Here is a 19,828-nt window from a genome sequence, read left to right on the forward strand (position 1 = left end):
TATCCCAATCACCTTACTGCGGATCATCATATAGACAAGGAGGGGTGAAATGTCTGGTAAATATACATCGGTACCTTACGGTTATGAGCCACCTGCGGCCAGCCATAAAGGGACACTGACTTTTTATGACTCGTTTGAACGTGTGACTGATGAGCAACTCGAACGTGCCGTTGCAACGATGGATACTCGTTCATTCTTACAGCTCGTGCTGTATCCTTTACACGAGAGTACATTTAAGCGAATGAGCAAGGATACAATCCAGGCATATTACAAAAGAGAAGACCGTCTGCATGATTGGCGGCGGGAGCATCCCAATTCACGTATACGTGTGGAGGGGCTTGAGGGCAAGAGAAAGAAATATACGCCTGTGGATAGTGCACTGCGACATATCACTGCGGAATATCCCGCTCCTCATTTTTTGTATATGACAACTGAGATGGCAAATATGTTTGCTTCGTTTGACTCTTTCAAGGATTGGATCAAAGAGCTGCGTCTCATCATTGATGGGTCATCCGGTGATCTTCATCCCAGGCTGGAGCAAAATCGTCACCGCTGGGAATGGGCGGAATGAGCACATTAAACGTATGAAGAGGATCAGCCTGCTGATGTTATGCAAACCCAAAAAAAGTTGTGTTGTACAAACCGGGATTCCGGAGTACAGCACAACTTTTTTTTTATTTATATTTTCTCTACGAATGCGAAGTCAGTTCAAGTGATGTTACGGTTTTATTTTTACCTGTTCGTTTGGCGGCATACAAACAGGCATCCACTTCTTCAAACAATTTGTCTTTGCTTAGATTAGGACTGTAGCTTTTGAGACCGATACTTACCGTGATGGGAGCTCCTTCAAGTTCCAGATGGCCCATCAGGGCAATCTTCTGACGAATCTGTTCCACCAAGGCATAGGCCTGCTTGAAAGATTGCTCAAACATCAATAAGGCGAACTCTTCGCCCCCGTACCGTGCGGCAATATCACTGGAGGTAATGGTTTCCTGAATGATCAGGGACACCTTCTCCAGAATGATGTCTCCAACCCGATGACCATAAGTATCATTAATGGATTTGAAGTCATCAATATCAATCAAAGCCAGATGCAGACTCATGCCGCTGTTGGCATACTCGAATGCCTTTTCGTAATAATCCTTGAATGAGCTTTGATTATAAAGGTTGGTTAAACCATCTGTTTTGGACTGTTTGGTCATAATGGCATTTCGCACAATAAGGTCCTGCTTGGCAAGCATACTGGCCTGAAGATCGTCCAAAACCTCAACGCCGCTAGTCACGATAACCTGTGCTACATATGTACCTAAGATTAGAAAAGCAGGAATGGATACCATATCAAATGAAGACAGGTACAACCGGTAGGCCGGATCGAACAACACCAGAAGGTAACCAGTCATCTGCATCAGAAAGACAATCCAGACTCTTTTTTTATTGAAGAACAGCACCGAAGCGAAGATGGGCAACAGGCAGATGGCTAATATAATCCGAATATCATAATTGACATGAATAATCGTCCAGGCAATAACGGTGCTGGCGATAGACATGGTATAGAAGGAATAGGAACTGAAGCGTCGATCAACCCAGCTTGCGAACAAAATGCAAGAACTGCTGATGGCCGTAGGCCAGAACAGGACATTCATCAAGAAATCTCGAGGTGTGCGATCATACTCCAGAAACAGGAAACAGCCAACCTGAATGGCAAAATGTGCAATGATGACAACCCAGTAGGCATAAAGCATTTTCTGAATCCATTTGGAATGCTTGAACTCGTATTCGGTTGGAATGTGGCTGCTATTGTATGTATGGAACCTTTTCATATATCACCGCTGACTGCATCATAATGGTACGACAGAATGACTCTCGTATATGATGATTATAAATCACAATGGACAAAACGCAAATCATTATATTCTAAGCATGAGAACTAAGCTTACATTATATCACATAGAAAGGCAGAAACTTTCCGAAAAAGGGACATACAAATTTCGGTGAGAGCATCATAGACTGTTAAAAGGCTCCGAATCACAGGATTGTTATTTTGCTGAAGGGGAGGTGAAATCCATTCCTCTTGTCGTTCGTTCTACCGTCAACGCTACGGGAGCGATTACGTTTACAGGTAATACGCTTGGACTGAGTCGTTCGGAAACAGCAGGGGTACCCGGAACACAGGACAGTATTGGAGCTTTTACCACAACCAACACCAGCGTCCAGTACGGCACATATCCACTGGGAACCACAAGCTCGTACCAGAGTAACAGTTCCGCTGCCATCCTTGTTCTTCCTGCGGGTAGTACCGTCCTGTATGCAGAATTAATCTGGGGCGGAAGTTATATCAACGGAACGGTCAATCTGAGCTCAGCGATCAACAATCCGGTAACGTTCATCACCCCCGCAGGTTCATTCAGTGTTACACCTGACCCGGTGACTTACAACCAGTTTGACCTGGGTAACAATGCCGCGGGTTATGTACGTTCAGCCAACGTGACGACACTTGTGCAAAATGGGGGAGCAGGTACATATATCACCGGAGCAGTCGTGGGAACGATTGTGATTACGAATGATGCTACAGCCAATCATGCCGGATGGACGCTTGGCGTTATTTATCAGAATCCTAATCTCCCTTTTCGCAACATGTCTTTGCGTGCAGGCGGCGTACTTGTGCAATCCACTTCACCACCAGTAGTAACAACACTGACAGGATTCGCAACCCCTCTCTCCGGTGTGCTCGGGGGAAGGGCGCTGTTTAGTGCCCAGGAAGGTGATGCGAATCGAACAGGTGATCAGGCCTTATTCGGGCCGACCTCTGCGACTTCAGTGGCCTTATCCGGGCCGAACAATCTGGCTGCGAATTTTTTTGCATCCCAAATCAACGGTGACACGGGAGCACTTAACACAACGGGCACTTTCGGAACTCGAAATCAGACGAATGGTGCTCCGGGTTCCAACATTGTCGGTGGTCGTCAAGGCTGGGATATCACCAATGTGGATGTGTCTGCCAGACTGATTAACAATCAATCCTCGGCAGTGCTTACGCTAACGACTTCAGGCGATGCGTACATTGTGAACGCCAATGCAATACAAGTTGATATCAACGCACCCAAAATTACGGTGGCCAAGGCATCGACTGCCTCCGGAGCAGTAGCGGGAGATAGTGTTCTTTATACCGTTACCGTCAGCAATGCAGGCACAGCCAGTGCGGCCAGTGTTGTGTTATCCGATTCACTGCCTGCAGGGCTTACCTTCATTCCAGGTAGCGTCACGGTTGCCGGGATACCCCGTCCAACACTTGATGTAACAGCTGGTATTCCTCTGGGTTCGTTAAATCTGTCCAGTAGTGTCGTTATAACCTATCGTGCACTAATCGCTCAGGACGCAAGCATCTTGCAATTGGTAAATTCGGCAAATGCAGCTTTTACTTTTCAAAGCGTTGCAGGCGGTGCAGTTATCACAGGAGTCATTCCGTCAAATAATTCTACTTTACCTGTGTATTCACCGAACCTGTCCATTGTGAAATCAGCAAGCACAACGAACGCTACGGTTGGAGATCAGGTGACGTACACGCTACAGGTAACGAATGGGGGAAACGTAGGCGCCAACGTGACGATTACCGATAATATTCCAAGTGGCAGTACCTATGTTCCGGGCAGTTTCCGCGTGAACGGAACTGTCATCGCAGGTGCCAATCCGGTTACTGGTGTTAATTTGGGCAGTCTTGCAGCGGGAAGCTTAACCACGATAACCTTTCAAGTGTCGGTCACGAATCTTCCTACACCGCCTACGTTGGTGGATCAGGCTACGGCTTCCTATTCGTTCCTTTCCCCTGACGGGCGAACCATAACGGGTTCGCTAGCATCAAACACACTGACGATTCCGGTAACCTTACCGAACGTATCCGTTGTGAAGAATGCAACGGTTACAGACGTTGCTGTTGGAGAGACGTTTACCTATTCTGTGGTTACGACAAATGGCGGGATCCAAACGATAAATAACGCCGTCCTAACCGATAGTCTTCCGACAGGTCTGACTTTTGTCCCCGGAAGTGTTGTAGTCAGGGGGGTTAACGTAACGGCAGCCAATCCGGCCAGTGGTATAGCGCTGGGTACCTTAACAGCAGGAAGCTCGGCAACTGTCACATTTCAGGTCAATGTGCAGTCTTTGCCTACTGCGGGTTCGTTCGTCAATCGGGCGGTCGTATCATATAGTTCAGGCGCGTTCACTGGAATCTCTAACTCCAATTCCATCACAACACCTGTATACCAGCCTGTGATTACGATCAATAAATCGGCGAATGAGACCAATGCGACGTTGGGTGATCAGCTTGTGTTTACACTGCTCGTGTCCAATAGCGGGAACATTGCAGCACAAGTAAGCGTGACTGATACGATTCCATCAGGGCTCACGTTCATTCCTGATTCGGTAACCGTGAATGGTTCCGCGCGTCCAGGGGTCAGTCCTTTAACCGGGATCACGCTGGGGAGTCTTCTGCCTGGAGGGAGCGCCACAGTGGTGTTTCGTACGTCACTTACGACACTCCCGACACCGCCAACATTGGAGAATCAGGGAACGGGAAATTACACCTATCAGCTCCCGAGTGGGCGTAATCTGGCAGGAAGCGCACTTTCCAATATCGTTCGTATTCCCGCTTCCGCACCCAACATATCCATTGCCAAAACAGTCAATACAACAGATGCCACTGTAGGAGATGTACTTACCTATACAGTTGTAACCACGAATTCCGGCAGTGGGGCAGTTCAGAACCTGATTCTATCAGATATGCCTTCTACCGGTTCTGAATTTGTATCTGGTAGTGTCACGATTAATGGGGCGGCTGCAAGAAATGCAAACCCGGTTTCGGGCATTGCTTTGGGAACGTTGAACAGCTCCAGTAACGTAACTGTGACCTATCAGACAAGAGTGACCTCTGTTCCTGCCTCGGGTTCGGTCAGCAACCGGGCAAGTACAGCTTTTACGTCCGGCAGTTTTAATGGTGTTTCCTCATCTGTGACCGTAAATACTCCAGTATTTCAACCTGTTGTTCAAGTCTTGAAATCGGCTAGCACAACGAGCCTGACTGTAGGAGACACCTTTAATTACACCCTCCAGATTACGAATTCTGGCAATATTGCCGCAACGGTTACTTTAACAGATCCGGTTCCTGCCGGAGCAATATTCAATACGAACAGTGTCATCATTAATGGTTCTCCAGCACCCGGCATCAGTCCGAACTCCGGCATCAGTCTTGGAGTACTGGCATCGGGGGCAAGCGCGACAGTCACTTTCCTTGCAACAGTCACAAGTCTGCCAGATGCAAGGCAGCTAATCAATCAAGCCCTCGCATCCTATAGCTATGCTCTTCCTAGCGGGAGGAATATTTCAGGTTTTGCATCATCAAACACAATCACCATTCCTGTATCCCTGCCGAATGTAAGCATTGTAAACAGTGACAATGTGGATTACGCCGTATCTGGAGATGTCATCAGGTATACTTCAGTCATTCGTAACAACGGAACGGTGGCAGTGAACAACGTGGTATACACAAACCCTCTACCTTCGAACACCCCATTTATACCCGGAAGTGTCATTGTGAACGGGACTTCATTCCCGCTCTCCAATCCGACCGCCGGCATTCCAATCGGTACATTGGCCCCAGGGGCTGAAGTAACCGTAACTTTTGAGGTGAGGATAACTATGCCGATCCCTTCACAGATTAACAATCAGTCGACGGTCAGTTTCACATCCGGTTCATTTTCGGGTTCATCATCGTCCAATACCACACAGACTCCGGTCATACAGCCACAGATTTCCCTTGTCAAAACAGCGAATACAGTCAATGCAACTGTAGGTGATACGGTAGTATATACTGTGACGGTGAGCAATACAGGTAATTTGCAAGCCAATGTAACGCTGACGGATACCATTCCGGCAGCGACAACTATTGTTCCCAACAGTGTGGTGGTTTCTGGAGTGCCACAGCCGGGAGCAACACCTGGAGCAGGTATCCCGGTTGGTATTGTTGCAGCGGGAGCAACAGCTGTGGTTACGTTTGCCGTAGTCGTGAATTCACTTCCATCGCCTCAGCAGCTCAGCAATTTTGCAACGTCATCCTTTACATTTACACCCCCTGACGGGAGAACGTTGACGGGTACAGCCACTTCCAATACATTGACTTTCCCAGTATCATCGCCTAATGTCGCTGTGGTCAAAAGTACTACATCGACTGCTGCTGCCGTGGGCGATACTGTTAGCTATTCCATCCTGGTTACGAATAGCGGGATAGCTCCGGTAAGCAATATCCAGTTTTCAGATCCAATTCCGGCTGGGGCGACATTCAACACAGGCAGTGTTACCGTGAATGGGGGAGTCCTACCTAATGCTGATCCGGCAGGTGGGATATCACTTGCTACACTGGGACCTGGGACATCCGCGACAGTGACGTTCAGTGTCAGGGTCAACGAGATTCCGCCAGGAGGACAGTTGAGTAATCGTTCGACGGTCAGTTTTACTTCTGGAGCTTTCTCAAGTACGACATTTTCGAATACAGTGGTTACTCCGGTTTTCCAGCCAATTCTTTCGGCACAGAAGACAGCAAGTACTCAGAATGCTACCGTCGGTGATACCGTCAGCTATACGATTACCGTGAGTAATCAGGGGAACTACGGTGCCCAGATCAATCTGTCGGATAACCTTCCGGCCGGTACCATTCTTGTTCCGAATAGTGTCATTGTGAACGGTCAACCTCTACCTGCTGCAAATCCGGCAGCGGGTATTCCCGTAGGAACTGTAGCTGCCGGAGCTACAACTACAATTACGTTTTCCGTAGTTATTGATACACTGCCAACTCCACAGCAACTCGTGAATCAGGCTTCGGTTGCGTTATCCTTTACACTGCCGGACGGACGGAACATTACAGGCAACGTGTTATCCAATGTGCTTACCATCTCCGTTTCCGCGCCGGATGTGGAAGTGGTCAAATCCACCACATCCACAGCTGTTTCCGTCGGTGATACCGTCACTTACAGCATCGCTGTAACCAATAACGGAATTGCAAGTGTAAGCAATGTGATTTTTACAGATGCCGTGCCAGCAAGCACCCTTCTTACTGCAGGAAGTGTATCTGTTGACGGTGTTCTACGCCCGGGTGCGAACCCTTCAACCGGAATAACGCTGGGCTCCATTGCACCGGGCGTGACGGTGACGGTTGTATTCAGCGTGCAGGTGACATCACTTCCGGCAAGTGCCGTTTTGAACAACCAGTCAACGGTGAGTTTTACATCCGGTGCATTCTCTGCCACCACATTCTCCAATACCATTACAACGCCGGTGTACCAACCTATTTTGGCTGCTGTCAAAACAGGAGATCAAGCTGTAGCAACTGTCGGGGATACGGTGGTTTATAGCATTACCATTACCAATACCGGAAACTACGGAGCATCCGTCACGTTAACGGATACCATTCCGGCTGGAACCGAACTTGTACCGAATAGTGTCATTATTAATGGAGCTTCAGCACCAGGTGCTGATCCGGCTTCAGGTATTCCCCTGGGGGTTGTTGCCACAACAACCACGATTATATTCTCTGTTGTGATTGTGACATTACCTTTGAGTCAATCCATCACCAATCAGGCATCTGCGACATTTGCGTATACATTACCTGATGGAAGGACACTTGGAGGCACAATTACGTCCAACGCACTCAACATTCAAGTATCTGCTCCAAATGTCAGTGTTGTGAAAACCACTGCGGTCATTGACGCTGTGGTAGGCGATACGATTGTATACGAGATGGTTGTAAGCAATAACGGGATTGACCCGGTTAACAACATTGTGATCACAGATCCGATTAGCCCGGCTACCACATTTGTGACAGGCAGTGTTCTGGTGGATGGTGTCCCACGCGCCTTGGCCAACCCTGCACTTGGAATTGCTCTGGGGACACTAGCACCGGGCGCAACTATAGCCGTTTCATACGCGGTTCGGGTCAATTCACTTCCAACACCACCACAAGTGAGTAGCCAATCTTCTGTAAGTTTCACATCCGGTGTTTTCTCTGGAGCTACGTATTCGAATACAGTTGTAACACCTATTTATCAGCCGATAGTGTCTTTAAGCAAAACAGCGAGTACCTCAAATGCAACGATTGGTGACACCATCATCTATTCTTTCACCATCAACAATAGTGGGAATCTTGCAGCCAACTTGACCTTGACGGACAACATACCTGCTGGAGCTGTACTGCTCCCTAACAGTGTTCTGATTGATGGTGTTCCACGGCCAGGAGCTGACCCGGAATCAGGAATTGTGGTTGGTACGATACCCCCAGGTGGATCAGTGAACGTAACGGTTACACTTGAAATTACGGTAGATTCATTGCCTCAGAATCAGCAGTTGATCAATCAAGCCACTGCCAGCTATACCTTTAGTCCTCCGGATGGCCGTGTGTTGACGGGAACTGTATCTTCCAACGTGCTGGTGATCCCTGTATCTGCACCAAATGTTGTTGTTGCCAAAAGCACAAGTGCCATTGATGCAGTTGTTGGCGATGTAATCACATATACGGTTGTTGTAACCAATAGCGGCATTGAAGTGGTGAATAATGTTGTCATGGTTGACCCTGTACCGGCAGGAACGGTATTTGTGACGGGGAGTGTGACCGTGGATGGTGTAGCGAGACCTACCGGAAATCCGAATACAGGAATTACACTTGGTTCCATTGCTGCCGGTGCTTCCGTTACTGTTACATTCCGAGTAGAGGTCGTTGTGATATGAGTCCTAACTCAGGTCCGTTGTCCCACTGGCTTCAGAATCAGTCGCTGGTTCGATTCAGCTCGGGTACGACTGAACTGGAACAGGTGGCTTATTCCAATACAGTTACTACTCCATGGGTCGGGCCTAGGTTGGAAGTGAAAAAGCAATGCAATGTAGCTATCGCTACACTGGGCCAGTCCCTGACTTATATGATCGAGATTGTTAACACAGGCAATTGTACGGCTACAGTTCATGTTGTGGATTCATTGTCTGCTGAAACATCCCTTCTTCCTAATAGTGTATTACGAGATGCAATTCCACTACCGGGGGCATCACCAGAGAACGGGCTGCCTGCAGCAGAGATCGCACCGGGAGCAACGCTGAGATATCATTTTCAAGTCGTGATTTTGCGGATACCGGCTGGCTTAAAGCTGCTCAATCAAGCTGAGGTTAACTATGCATTTGTGGCATCTGAAGGCAGAACAGTCAGAGGTGTGGAGAGATCCAACACGGTGGAGGTGAATATGGTCTCGTCCAGGCTTGAAGTCAGCCTGCAAGCCGAGCGGGACCAAACCTTCTCAGGGGATATTATCATGTACACCGTCATCGTAAGCAATCCGGGTTTTGTTGCAGCGACGGGTGCGCAGGTAACGATCGCTTTGCCGCAAGGTATTGTTTTTATACCTGCCAGTGTCATAGTAGATGAGATGTTTGCGCCACAAGTAACGCCTGATACGGGTGTAGAACTTGGAGAGATTTTGCCCGGAAGCTCCGTTAGGATACAATATCGGGTTCAGGTTGTGGGGGGAAGCGATGCGAACGGAATATCAAGTGTGGCTGTACTGACTTACATCTCCGCAGGGCAGCGCGAGACGGTTTACTCCAATCAGGTTACTTTGGAAGTGATACAGCCCCGGATTTCTGTGGTGAAAACGGTGCTCCCGGTAACGGCCACATGGGGTGATACCGTGCAATATAATATTACCGTCTCCAACGCAAGCAGCTACGCGGTAGATGGAACCCTCATGGATATATTGCCAACAGGTATGACATTTGTCGAAGGAAGTCTGGGCTGGAATGGAGTTAAACGTCCCGGAACTAATCTGGCTAAAGGTCTCAATCTGGGGACATTGACTGCCCGGTCTAATCTGAATATTCAGTTCGAAGCGAAACTTGCAGAACGAGGTGAATCGATACCTGATGACTATAAGTATGTGAATCATGCCAGCCTGATATATACCTTTCGCTTGCCGGATTCACGATCAGTGCAGCGGATGATTACATCCAATGAAGCTGTGATTGAATTAAAAGCACCGTTCATTCAGGCTTATGTTCAAGTAAAACCCACGTTGGTCGAGCAGGGAGATACAGTGACTTTTGAGGTACGTGTGATGAATACGGGTAATGTGCCGGCACGCGTGCAGTTGGGAGGCATTTTGCCTGAGGGCTCCAAATGGCTTGGGCAAGCTGAGGGTCAGATCCAGTGGGACATTCCGGAATACTCCACGCCTAGAGTTCTCCATGTGGGTGAGATTAAGCCTGGAGAGGAGAAGAACAACTCCTATGTAGTGCAGCTGGCATCCGACAAGACGGGTACGCTGCAAGGAGCCTTGATCGCTAGGTATACGTATGAATGGAATGGACAAAAAAAGGCAGGCGAATCCCGATCGAATGAGTACAGTATCATTGTGGAGTATGGAGAAGAATAAGGAGAATGTGGTTAAAGTTAAAATGCCTGAGGATTTTGCTGATTCTTGGATGCCATGACATTACACGAACGTAAATGAATGGTATACTAATTGAATATGAACTCGGCAATCAACCCGTGGAATCGGGACGTCGGAGTAGAGGAGGCAGCCACATTGGCAAAAGCAAAAGTAGCAAAAAGACCTACACGGGATGAGTTTGAACTTGAAGAGTTGGGAAATCAACTGGTTGAAGCCTTTCGTGAACGTTCGGAAGTACTATTGACCGTATGGGGCAAAGAAGACCAGGTGCAAGGCGTCATTGTCAAAATGGACTCGCGTACAAGACTCGTGCATGTAGAGTATACCGAAGAAGAGTTCACGGCGAAGGTGCCTTTCATGGATATCATGCGGGTGCAGTCTCCCAGATACTGAACGAAAAAAACAGCAATCTGAATAATTAGGGCATCCGCCCTGTCAAAGTCGTACTTCCTGCATAAGATAACCCATACCTGTTGCAGAGGAGGTACGGTCAATGAGCGAAGTATTAGGTGGAGAAACAAGAGGCTACGGATACGGAGGTTTCACTTCTGTAGGTGCCATTCTGGTTCTGTTCATCCTGTTGGTTATCATCTCCAAAGCGTTCTTGGTATAATTGCATATTTCTAAAGAATGAAAGAAGCTCTGCCATCACGGCAGAGCTTTTTTTTCGTTCAGATATTGGATGGTTGTTTGCGGCTGAACAAGCCATAGAGAATTACAATAAGAACCGGGTACAGTACCGCCCATCCGGTAAAAGGGAATACGATCGCTGTGGCTACAAAGGAAATCCAGCTGATGGTCACGCCGGTGCGACTTCCTTTCAATAATCGGATTCCTGCTGCACAGCCCCCAAGATATGTGAGGATAAAGGTTGCATTGGGAAGCTGAATCAGTGTTGTAAGTGATACGATGCCGCTGGCATAGACACTTAGCACCAGAATGAAGCAGATCCCGAGGAATCCAATTGCTGCTACGGGTGTGTGGAATCGCTTGGACAGATGAGCCATCCAACGCGGTGCAGCACCTTGTCTCGCGAGTGCATAACCAACTCTTGAAGCTGCCCCGGCATAGGCAATGACGGTTGCTGTACAGATAAATATGCCAGTCAGTCCAGCGATCCAGGCACCCCAGATACCAAGGGGTTGACTAATGATCCATACGAGGGACACATCGGCCCCGCCATGCAGATAACTTTGCGTGCCTACGGTAGCCAGGGCTGTCAGGAAGTAGAGTACACCTACAATAATCGCAGCGATAGTCACACCTGTAATGGCTGCTTTTCGAGGATCGGTGAATTCTTCGGAAAGATGGGATACCGCTTCCCAGCCAATAAAACACCAGAACAGAATCGCTCCGGCTTGACCAATGCTGACCCAGCCATGCGGCATGAATGGGGTGTAATGGATGGAGTCCATGTTGGGAAGAGCCAGTAGAAAGGCCATCACCAGCACAGCAACAATAGCGATGACGACACCAATCTGTACTTTACCAGCAACTTGCATACCAACGATATTAATGATCAATCCAATCGCCAACATTATGGCGGCAATAGCAATTCTGATATGTTCACCTAGCCCCAACGCTGCCGTCATATATCCTGCACCCGTCAGAGCTGCGACAGGAGCTCCTATGGGTACCGACATCAAAAAGAACCAGCCAATGATTGTTCCGGCACGTTGTCCGAAAGCAAGGGTGACAAAATGGGATACACCACCTGCATCGGGATATCGGGCAGATAGTAGTCCCATGGATAAAGCGAGTGGCAGAATTAGCAGGACCATGCCGCCCCAAGCCAATAGCGAAGCTGGACCGGCCAGTTCAGCAGCCAGTCCGGGTACAATCAGGACACCTGAACCGAGTACTGCACTTACATAGAGCGCAACGGCTTGCGGCATGCCGATTGTTTTTTTGAGCTGTGAAGAGGTGTTCATGTTCTTGTATTAGCCTACCTTCCAGATTGGAATTATTCTGATAATGACTATGTAATTATATAGGAGGACAACCATTCAGTCATTGGCGAATTTTGTAGAAAATCGGTGTAAGTCCTGCTGGCGTTATGTTAGAATATAACCATCCCTAGAGAAAGAAAGAGGTGTTTGGATAATGAGCCAAGAGTTAACAGCATCTTTAAATGAACAGATGAATTTCGAGTTTTATTCCGCTCATGTATATCTGGCTATGGCAGCCTATTGTTCCAGCAAGAGTCTGGATGGATTTGCGAACTTCTTCATCGTGCAAGCCGAAGAGGAGCGATTCCATGGTATGAAAATATACAAATTCCTGAATGATCGTGGACACCGTGCTACATTAGCCGCTTTGCCAGAACCGAAGAATGAATATGCTTCGATGCTGGATGTCTTTGAGCATGGTTATGCTCATGAACAGCAGAACACGAAAAAATTCTACAATCTGGCTGACATCGCCTTGAACGAACGTGAACATGCGACAATGTATTTCCTGAAATGGTTCATTGATGAGCAAGTGGAAGAGGAAGCCTTGTTCGACAACATTATTCAGAAGCTGCGCCGCATTGAAAAAGACAGCAATGCCTTCTATATGCTGGATGCCGAATTTGGCAAACGTTCATTCACTGCTCCCGCTGAATAAATGCACGTAGGGAGTCGAGAAGATTCCAAGAACAAAAGACTTTTACATACGGCGTAAGGAAATCACCCTCAAAGCATTAGGAGTTAGGTCTCCATGCAAAGGATGACCGGTTGATGCCATATGCTGAAGAAGACGAAAGAAGCTTGCACTTGTGCAGGCTTTTTTTGCATGTATAGTTATTTTATTTTTGTATTGATTTGCTTGAATTGGAGCAAAAGTCTATCAAAATCTTGAATGTGGGTAATAAAGGATATGTCACAATTGATCTATCCTGACGGGATCTTTATTTTGCTCAAATCTATCAAATTCGTATTAAATTTTAGGTTTATCTGACAAAAGTGTAACTCTACCGTAGCCTTTGAAGCGAGAACAGGAGTCTATTCCTTTGATAGTATTAAGATTATCGCCAAGGGATGAAGGTAGAACAACATGGACACCCGGGGAAATATAACACACAAGGGAGATTTTTTAATGATGTTACATATTCGCAAATCTATCATGGTCACACTTGCTATTTTACTAATCATTCCACTTTTATTGCCGCAGTCGGTATCTGCCCAATCCGCTTCATCGAAGGATCGTGCAAGCAAAGCAAATGCCAAAATCATATATCTGACTTTTGATGATGGGCCAACCGCTCATACGGGTCAGTTACTGGATATTCTGGATCAGTATAATGCGAAGGCTACGTTTTTCATGCTGGGTCCTCAGATGGAGAAATTTCAGAAGGCTACCAAACGAATTGTAGCTGACGGGCATGGATTGGGTCTGCATGGTGTGAGTCATGTTCCAAGCAAATTCTATAAATCCGCATATAGCGGTTTGAAAGAGATGCAACAGGCCAATGTAAGTCTGAACAAGGTTGCTGGAGTTAAAACAAGTCTCGTTCGGACGCCATATGGTAGTAAACCATATCTCAAACCGGCATTCCGTAACGTGCTGCTGGGTCAGGGTGGATTCCATCTATGGGATTGGAATGTGGATTCGGAAGACTGGAAGTACAAGCAAGATCACCAGAGAGTCTATAACAGTGTAATGAAGCAGATCCACACCGTACAAAAGAGTGGAACAACGCCGGTTGTGCTGATGCACGACCAGGAAGCAACGCTGAAAGTATTACCGCAAGTATTAAAAACATTAAAGGCAGAAGGGTATCGTTTTGAAGTATTAAGCAAGAAGGTGCAGCCGGTTAACTTCTGGAACGACAAACGTTAATATTTTCAATTTTCCGATTCGATCGGACGATAGATAGAGCCTGATAACAGATTGGTTAAAACGAAGGAGGTACACATCATGAAGAAACAATCATTATGGATGACCATTCCGGTAACGACAGCCGTTTTACTTGCACTGGCAGGATGTGGCGGACCGGATTCGAATACAACATCAGAGAGTAGTACTTCACCAACGACAACAGTAGGTGAGCAAACCGAGACCGGCAGCGGTGGTGCTGATTTCTCTAATGAAAATGAAACAGGAACCAAAGAGAACACGGGTACAGTGAATAGTGTAGAACCATCAGGAGCGCAGTCGGGCGGAAACCATACTGCCACAGGTCAATCCGGTGTGAATGATGTGATCAAGCAAGTTCGCAACCAGTTGAAGATGGAAGAGAATGCAGCGTTACCCACTTCGTTCCCCTTGGATAAAGGCGCATATTTGGGTGCGGCAATACCGTCCAATACGGCTGATGCATTCAAAGTGAACTTCTACGCGTCCACGCAATCCGTTGCCGTTAATGATCCATCTTTAACGGCTTCCGGCAGTAAGGTACCTTTACTGGCTTCCTATGAAGTGAAAACGTATAAGGACCCTGAGCAGGAAAGTATTTTCCCAGAGACAGACCTGAAAGATATTCCAGCAGATATGGCTGTGGATCTGGGACATGGCATCAAAGGCATGGCTGAAGGTGCCGCAGGCAGTCAATATCTGACTTGGCAAGAAGGCAGATGGACGCTGCAAATTCGTTCCGTCTCCGAAGATGAAATGAATAACCCCGGCATAGCGAAGAAAATGGTGGAGTACCTGGAATCACATACATTGCCTGTACCCAAAGATAAAGGGTATATCAAGGTTGAATATCCAAGTGGTGGAAAGTCTGTTCATGTAACGGTCTCATGGCAGGACGGTCATAAAATTCATCAGCTTAAGACTGATCAAGTACCACTGGAAGCTCTTGGCATGACTGTATCTGTGAAATCTTGAGGATTTAATGGATATTCTGAGTTGTAGAAGAGACGCGTATTGGATGGTTGTAATAAACTAAAAGAGCTTGGTCCAGATTGGTTTCTGGGCCAAGCTCTTTTAGTTGTAGCATGTTATGGCAACGTGTGAAAAATTATTGCGGCTTATGCAGTCGGGGTACATACTTATTTTTGTTTCAATGGGTTAAAGCGGTACTTTCATTTGAACCACCCTTTTTCCTTAGAGCGAGTGATGGCCTCAATGCGGTTACTGGCATTTAACTTGTTGAGAATAATGGAAATATAGTTACGCACCGTCCCCGTTGTGATGAATAGATGCCCGGCGATTTCCTTGGTGTTTTTGCCATCGGCCATGAGGCCTAGTACGGCATTTTCGCGCTCTGTCAGAGGATTTTCTTCTACATAAGCTTCGTCTACCAAGTCGGGAGCGAAGATACGTCTGCCATTCATAACTTGGCGGATCGCCTCAGCAAGTTCTTCAATTGGACTGTCCTTAAGCAGGTAACCACGGACACCACCCTTTAAGGCGCGTTCGAAATATCCGGTCCGGGCAAAAGTGGTTAGGATAATGACCTTACAGCTCATTCCTTTGAGTTCTTCTGCGGCTTCGAGGCCGCTTTTCACGGGCATTTCTATATCCATCAGACAGATGTCTGGTGCAAGCTCCTGTACAAGGGTAAGGGCTTCCTGGCCGTTGCTGGCACGTCCGACGACTTCCATATCTTCCTCCAGATTGAGAAGGGAAGACAAGGCACCGAGCATCATGCGCTGATCTTCCGCGATTACAATTCTAATCATGATTCTGCCTCCTTTATCGGTTTGCGGACGAGTTTGGGAACATGAATAATTATCTCTGTACCCTGAATGTCTGCATCAGATCGAATATCCAAACAGCCATTTACAAATTCAAGTCGTTCTTTCATGCCCAAAATTCCTGTTCCGCGCCGCTCTTGTCTGTGTGATCGTTCTATTCCGACGCCGTTGTCTTGTACTGTGAGTACATTATTGGCGGGTGTTTCCTCAATGACGATGGTACATGCTGTTGCCTGACTATGTTTGACCACGTTGGTGACCGCTTCTTTCAAGCACATGCCAAGCACATTTTCATTCAATTGAGACGTGTCTTGTAGCTTCGGATTGCCATCCAGTATAAATTCAATTGAAGCGGCCTTCAGAATCTGCTCCGCCCGGAACAGTTCATCGACCAATTGTGTACCACGCATGGTGGTGACCATTTCCCGGACTTCCTTCAAAGCTGTACTTGCAGTTTGCCTGAGGTCGTTCAATTCAATCTCGGCCTGATCGGGATTATTACGGAGCAGCCGCTTCGCCAGATCGGTTTTTAGACCGATCAGAGAGAGCTTCTGTCCAAGGGTATCGTGCAGGTCACGAGCGATACGCTGACGTTCTTCCATTTTCACGAGATCGTCAAGTCGCTTGTTCGCATTCTCCAATTGGCCTTCCAATTGTTCAGTCTTATTTTTATTATACGTACTGATTGGAAGCAGGATGGAGGCCATTAAACTGATGAATACAAACGGGAACTGACTCACGAGCAATGAACTCTGATTGATAAAACCATAGTTAATGGTTAGGAAACTGGCTCCCAGGTTCACCGAATAGAGCGTGAAGAAACCAGCTTTATTTTTAATATTCCCAATAAAAAAAGCAAGAAACAATGAAAAGTAGGCATAATCATAGGCGATTGTCATCGTAATGGATATGGCAATGAGCAATCCAATCCACATGTATACCTGCCAGCCCTTGGTGATGAAGGCGAGCAGATAACATACGAAGAAAACGAGAATGATTACAATGCCGGTTACCATCGTCCATAATTTGGAATATTGTGAAATGTAATAGAAGGGCAGGATGAAAAAGACAAGCCATACATAAGGATTTAACCCTGTATTTTTATAAAAAATCTGCATCCACTTCTGAATATGATTCTCCTCCTTGCACTTGTACTCAACCGTAGCATGACTGTAGCATGACTATGGCTTGAACACAAGAAAACGAATCCGACAGAGTTAAGGCTTCTCTGTCAGACCCGCTGGATTCGTTACACGGATAGTTGGTTGAACGTAAGGTTTGCGGGATAGATGTTTGAGCTGTCTAAAGCTAATGAACTGTTTAGAATCTTCATCCCACAGACGGAAGCGCAGGGCAACCAAACTTGAACGCAGTGTAATGGTAGTTGCCTTTTGCAAGGGTGGTGTTGCATTATGTGCTTCTTCCAAGAAATAGTTAGGTACACGCGGGCTCAAGTGATGCACATGGTGAAACCCAATATTGCCACTGATCCATTGCAATAATTTTGGCAATTTGTAATAAGAACTACCTTCGACAGCGGCTTTTACATAACTCCATTCATCTTCGTGTTCAAAATAAGTCTCTTCAAACTGATGCTGCACGTAGAACAGCCAGATCCCAAAGAAACCGGAGAAGAAGAAGATAGGTGCCTGCACCATTACAAAAGCCTGCCATCCGACTAACCAGCACATGAATGCATAGAGGGCTACGATTAATACTGTAGTCAGATGTGTATTGATGCGTTCTTTACGTCTTGCACCTTTGCGGTTGAAACGGTAAGCCAACAGAAACACGTAGATAGGTCCGATACAGAACAATACGAACGGATTACGATAAATCCGATAGAAGAGGCGTCCCCAAGGAGAAGCTTCTTTGTATTCGTCAACGGTCATAACCCAGATATCACCAACGCCACGTTTGTCAAGATTACTGCTTGTCGCGTGATGGATAGAGTGCTCATTTTTCCACTGCTGATAGGGTGTCACTGTTAATACACCAGTAATGGTACCGAGAATATCATTGGCACGTTTGCTCTTGAAGAATGAACCATGACAGCAGTCATGGAAGATAATGAATGTCCGTAGTACAAATCCGGATGCCACCAAGGCAATCGGGAAGGTCAGCCAGTAGGATACTGATAAGCTAAAGTAAGCCGCAGCCCATAGCAGGAAGAGCGGAAGCAATGTATTGATTAACTGTCGGATACTTAATCTGAGATCATTTTTTTCGTAAGGGGTGACTTCTTTTTTTAGCGCCATTTCTTTATTTCTACTCATTGACGTGTGTCCTCCTTCAATCGTTATAACTGTATCAGCTACAACTTGACGTTTCCCGGTAAGACTTTCCTCTAGGAAGCGTTTTTATCATTGTAAAACAATCGGATCATGACAGTAAGTCATAAACGTCAGCCCTCTGTAATGATGAATATCAATGATGGACCATGACATTTGTCATGGGTGTATGATGCTGAAAGGCTTGGCGGAAGTCTAAAAGAGGACGTTTTACAAATTCCTTTGCACAAATCACGCAACAATTTGTATTATGTATACAATTTTTGTTGTGAGCATGGTAAAATCTATCTTTGAGTGATTATGACAACTTATGAGACGGGTCGATTAGGTTGATTTCTGATGGATTGGATGGAATGCTTAATGAAGAAACGAATTACGGATATTCTATTTATTATGGCAGGTGCATTTTTGTTTGCGCTGGCGGTGAACCTGTTCGTCATCCCGAACGATTTGGCTGAAGGCGGGGTAACGGGTATAACGATTATTTTGTATTACCTGTTTGAATGGTCACCAGGACTGATGAACCTGATCCTGAACGGTATTTTGTTAATTGTGGGATACCGGTTTCTAGATAAAACGACTACGGTGTATACGATTATTGCGGTTGTGTTCAATTCATTGTTCTTGCATCTGACAGAGAGCTGGACCATTGACTCGCATGAGCTGTGGATTAATACGATATTTGGTGGATTGTTTGCCGGTCTTGGGATCGGCTTGATTGTTAGAGTAGGGGGAACAACAGCCGGAACCGTTATCTTGGCACGGCTTGCCAATAAATATTTGGATTGGAACATCAGTTATGGATTATTATTTTTTGATCTGATTGTGGCATTTTCATCTTTCTTCATTATAGGGCCGCAAGGTCTGATGTGTACGATTGTCTTGCTGTTCGTGGGGACCAAAACGATGGAGTTCATTATTGAAGGACTCAATCCGAAAAAGGCGGTTATGATTATCTCTTCCAAACAGGATGAGATTGCGAAGCAAGTGATTGAGAAGATGGACCGCGGTGTAACCGTGTTATCCGGTCATGGGTACTACACGAAAAATAAGAAAGAAATCCTCTACATTGTCATTAGCAAGCAGGAAGTTTCCATGCTGAAGAAGATTGTACGAGCGGAAGATGAGATTGCTTTTATCACCATTCATGACGTGCGTGATGTATTCGGGGAAGGATTTATCGAACTTTCCAAAACTTAAGTAATAGGTATATATGTATTAGGTATATATGAAAGAAGGGAGTTGCGGTGAAATATCACCGCAACTTTTTTGATAGGATTGAACCGGGTATTAATCTAGTTCAAAAAGAAAGAACCCTTCTCATAGAGAAGGGCAAAAGAATATTAATAATGTCTTCTTTTTTTGACTCCACAGTATTCAACAGTGACATGACAGTGTTTTTTACATTTTGTAGGGACATATTTAATTTTAGTAACAC

General features: G+C 46.4%; 14 protein-coding genes. 9 read left to right on the forward strand and 5 right to left on the reverse strand.

Going from position 1 to position 19,828, the window contains the following annotated elements:
* Positions 1-49 precede the first annotated feature (49 nt).
* Entirely contained in the window at positions 50-571 is a 522-nt protein-coding gene (locus NLBNIHML_RS30235; protein ID WP_339242074.1) for a hypothetical protein, read from the forward strand.
* Between the two features lie 118 nt (positions 572-689).
* Here NLBNIHML_RS30235 and NLBNIHML_RS30240 read toward each other — a convergent pair whose 3' ends face one another.
* Positions 690-1,820 (reverse strand): GGDEF domain-containing protein, encoded by a 1,131-nt coding sequence (locus NLBNIHML_RS30240; protein WP_494353434.1) that lies wholly within the window; start codon positions 1,818-1,820, stop codon positions 690-692.
* A gap of 244 nt (positions 1,821-2,064) precedes the next feature.
* Between NLBNIHML_RS30240 and NLBNIHML_RS30245 the strand changes: the two genes are divergently transcribed.
* The 4 genes from NLBNIHML_RS30245 (at position 2,065) to NLBNIHML_RS30260 (ending at position 11,088) form a co-directional block, all read left to right on the forward strand.
* Complete coding sequence (locus tag NLBNIHML_RS30245; protein ID WP_494354779.1) at positions 2,065-8,769, forward strand: DUF7507 domain-containing protein; 6,705 nt, start codon at positions 2,065-2,067, stop codon at positions 8,767-8,769.
* Positions 8,766-10,457 carry a COG1361 family protein gene (locus tag NLBNIHML_RS30250; protein ID WP_494353435.1) on the forward strand — a complete coding sequence of 564 codons (1,692 nt, stop codon included), beginning with the start codon at positions 8,766-8,768 and terminating at the stop codon, positions 10,455-10,457. Before NLBNIHML_RS30245 ends, NLBNIHML_RS30250 begins: the two co-directional genes overlap by 4 nt.
* Positions 10,458-10,610: 153 nt before the next feature.
* The gene (locus tag NLBNIHML_RS30255; protein ID WP_339242081.1) at positions 10,611-10,868 is read left to right on the forward strand and encodes a YolD-like family protein; all 258 of its coding nucleotides are present in this window, start codon (positions 10,611-10,613) and stop codon (positions 10,866-10,868) included.
* A gap of 100 nt (positions 10,869-10,968) precedes the next feature.
* Entirely contained in the window at positions 10,969-11,088 is a 120-nt protein-coding gene (locus NLBNIHML_RS30260) for a hypothetical protein (protein ID WP_017688846.1), read from the forward strand.
* Between the two features lie 58 nt (positions 11,089-11,146).
* Here the strand turns inward: NLBNIHML_RS30260 and NLBNIHML_RS30265 are convergent, their stop codons facing one another.
* Positions 11,147-12,406 (reverse strand): amino acid permease, encoded by a 1,260-nt coding sequence (locus NLBNIHML_RS30265; RefSeq protein WP_494353436.1) that lies wholly within the window; start codon positions 12,404-12,406, stop codon positions 11,147-11,149.
* 172 nt (positions 12,407-12,578) lie between these two features.
* Here NLBNIHML_RS30265 and NLBNIHML_RS30270 point away from each other — a divergent pair, with 172 nt between their 5' ends.
* From NLBNIHML_RS30270 to NLBNIHML_RS30280, 3 genes are all read left to right on the forward strand, one after another.
* Positions 12,579-13,082, forward strand: coding sequence for a ferritin (locus tag NLBNIHML_RS30270; RefSeq protein WP_339242083.1), 504 nt, complete (start codon positions 12,579-12,581; stop codon positions 13,080-13,082).
* Positions 13,083-13,553: 471 nt separating this feature from the next.
* A complete protein-coding gene (locus NLBNIHML_RS30275) occupies positions 13,554-14,297 on the forward strand; it encodes a polysaccharide deacetylase family protein (RefSeq protein WP_494353437.1) in 744 nt (247 codons plus the stop codon).
* A 78-nt stretch (positions 14,298-14,375) separates the two neighbouring features.
* The gene (locus NLBNIHML_RS30280; RefSeq protein WP_494353438.1) at positions 14,376-15,287 is read left to right on the forward strand and encodes a hypothetical protein; all 912 of its coding nucleotides are present in this window, start codon (positions 14,376-14,378) and stop codon (positions 15,285-15,287) included.
* Between the two features lie 197 nt (positions 15,288-15,484).
* Here the strand turns inward: NLBNIHML_RS30280 and NLBNIHML_RS30285 are convergent, their stop codons facing one another.
* The 3 genes from NLBNIHML_RS30285 to desA all read right to left on the reverse strand — a co-directional run bounded on the left by NLBNIHML_RS30285 (position 15,485) and on the right by desA (position 18,375).
* A complete protein-coding gene (locus NLBNIHML_RS30285; protein WP_307537205.1) occupies positions 15,485-16,084 on the reverse strand; it encodes a response regulator transcription factor in 600 nt (199 codons plus the stop codon).
* Positions 16,081-17,229, reverse strand: coding sequence for a sensor histidine kinase (locus tag NLBNIHML_RS30290; RefSeq protein ID WP_339243042.1), 1,149 nt, complete (start codon positions 17,227-17,229; stop codon positions 16,081-16,083). The genes NLBNIHML_RS30285 and NLBNIHML_RS30290 overlap by 4 nt, the downstream gene beginning before the upstream one ends.
* A gap of 87 nt (positions 17,230-17,316) precedes the next feature.
* Positions 17,317-18,375, reverse strand: a complete 1,059-nt coding sequence (gene desA, locus NLBNIHML_RS30295; protein WP_339242089.1) for a Delta(5) desaturase DesA — start codon at positions 18,373-18,375, stop codon at positions 17,317-17,319.
* A 375-nt stretch (positions 18,376-18,750) separates the two neighbouring features.
* Between desA and NLBNIHML_RS30300 the strand changes: the two genes are divergently transcribed.
* Positions 18,751-19,590, forward strand: coding sequence for a YitT family protein (locus NLBNIHML_RS30300; RefSeq protein ID WP_339242091.1), 840 nt, complete (start codon positions 18,751-18,753; stop codon positions 19,588-19,590).
* Positions 19,591-19,828: the final 238 nt, after the last annotated feature.

The organism is Paenibacillus sp. JNU01 (assembly GCF_059130585.1).

What these genes read in the sequence shown, in the direction of transcription:
- NLBNIHML_RS30235 (WP_339242074.1), top strand. Translation starts at nt 50, where the DNA reads ATGTCTGGTAAATATACATCGGTACCTTACGGTTATGAGCCACCTGCG.
- NLBNIHML_RS30240 (WP_494353434.1), bottom strand. Translation starts at nt 1,820, where the DNA reads ATGAAAAGGTTCCATACATACAATAGCAGCCACATTCCAACCGAATAC.
- NLBNIHML_RS30250 (WP_494353435.1), top strand. Translation starts at nt 8,766, where the DNA reads ATGAGTCCTAACTCAGGTCCGTTGTCCCACTGGCTTCAGAATCAGTCG.
- NLBNIHML_RS30260 (WP_017688846.1), top strand. Translation starts at nt 10,969, where the DNA reads ATGAGCGAAGTATTAGGTGGAGAAACAAGAGGCTACGGATACGGAGGT.
- NLBNIHML_RS30265 (WP_494353436.1), bottom strand. Translation starts at nt 12,406, where the DNA reads ATGAACACCTCTTCACAGCTCAAAAAAACAATCGGCATGCCGCAAGCC.
- NLBNIHML_RS30270 (WP_339242083.1), top strand. Translation starts at nt 12,579, where the DNA reads ATGAGCCAAGAGTTAACAGCATCTTTAAATGAACAGATGAATTTCGAG.
- NLBNIHML_RS30275 (WP_494353437.1), top strand. Translation starts at nt 13,554, where the DNA reads ATGATGTTACATATTCGCAAATCTATCATGGTCACACTTGCTATTTTA.
- NLBNIHML_RS30280 (WP_494353438.1), top strand. Translation starts at nt 14,376, where the DNA reads ATGAAGAAACAATCATTATGGATGACCATTCCGGTAACGACAGCCGTT.
- NLBNIHML_RS30285 (WP_307537205.1), bottom strand. Translation starts at nt 16,084, where the DNA reads ATGATTAGAATTGTAATCGCGGAAGATCAGCGCATGATGCTCGGTGCC.
- desA (WP_339242089.1), bottom strand. Translation starts at nt 18,375, where the DNA reads ATGAGTAGAAATAAAGAAATGGCGCTAAAAAAAGAAGTCACCCCTTAC.
- NLBNIHML_RS30300 (WP_339242091.1), top strand. Translation starts at nt 18,751, where the DNA reads ATGAAGAAACGAATTACGGATATTCTATTTATTATGGCAGGTGCATTT.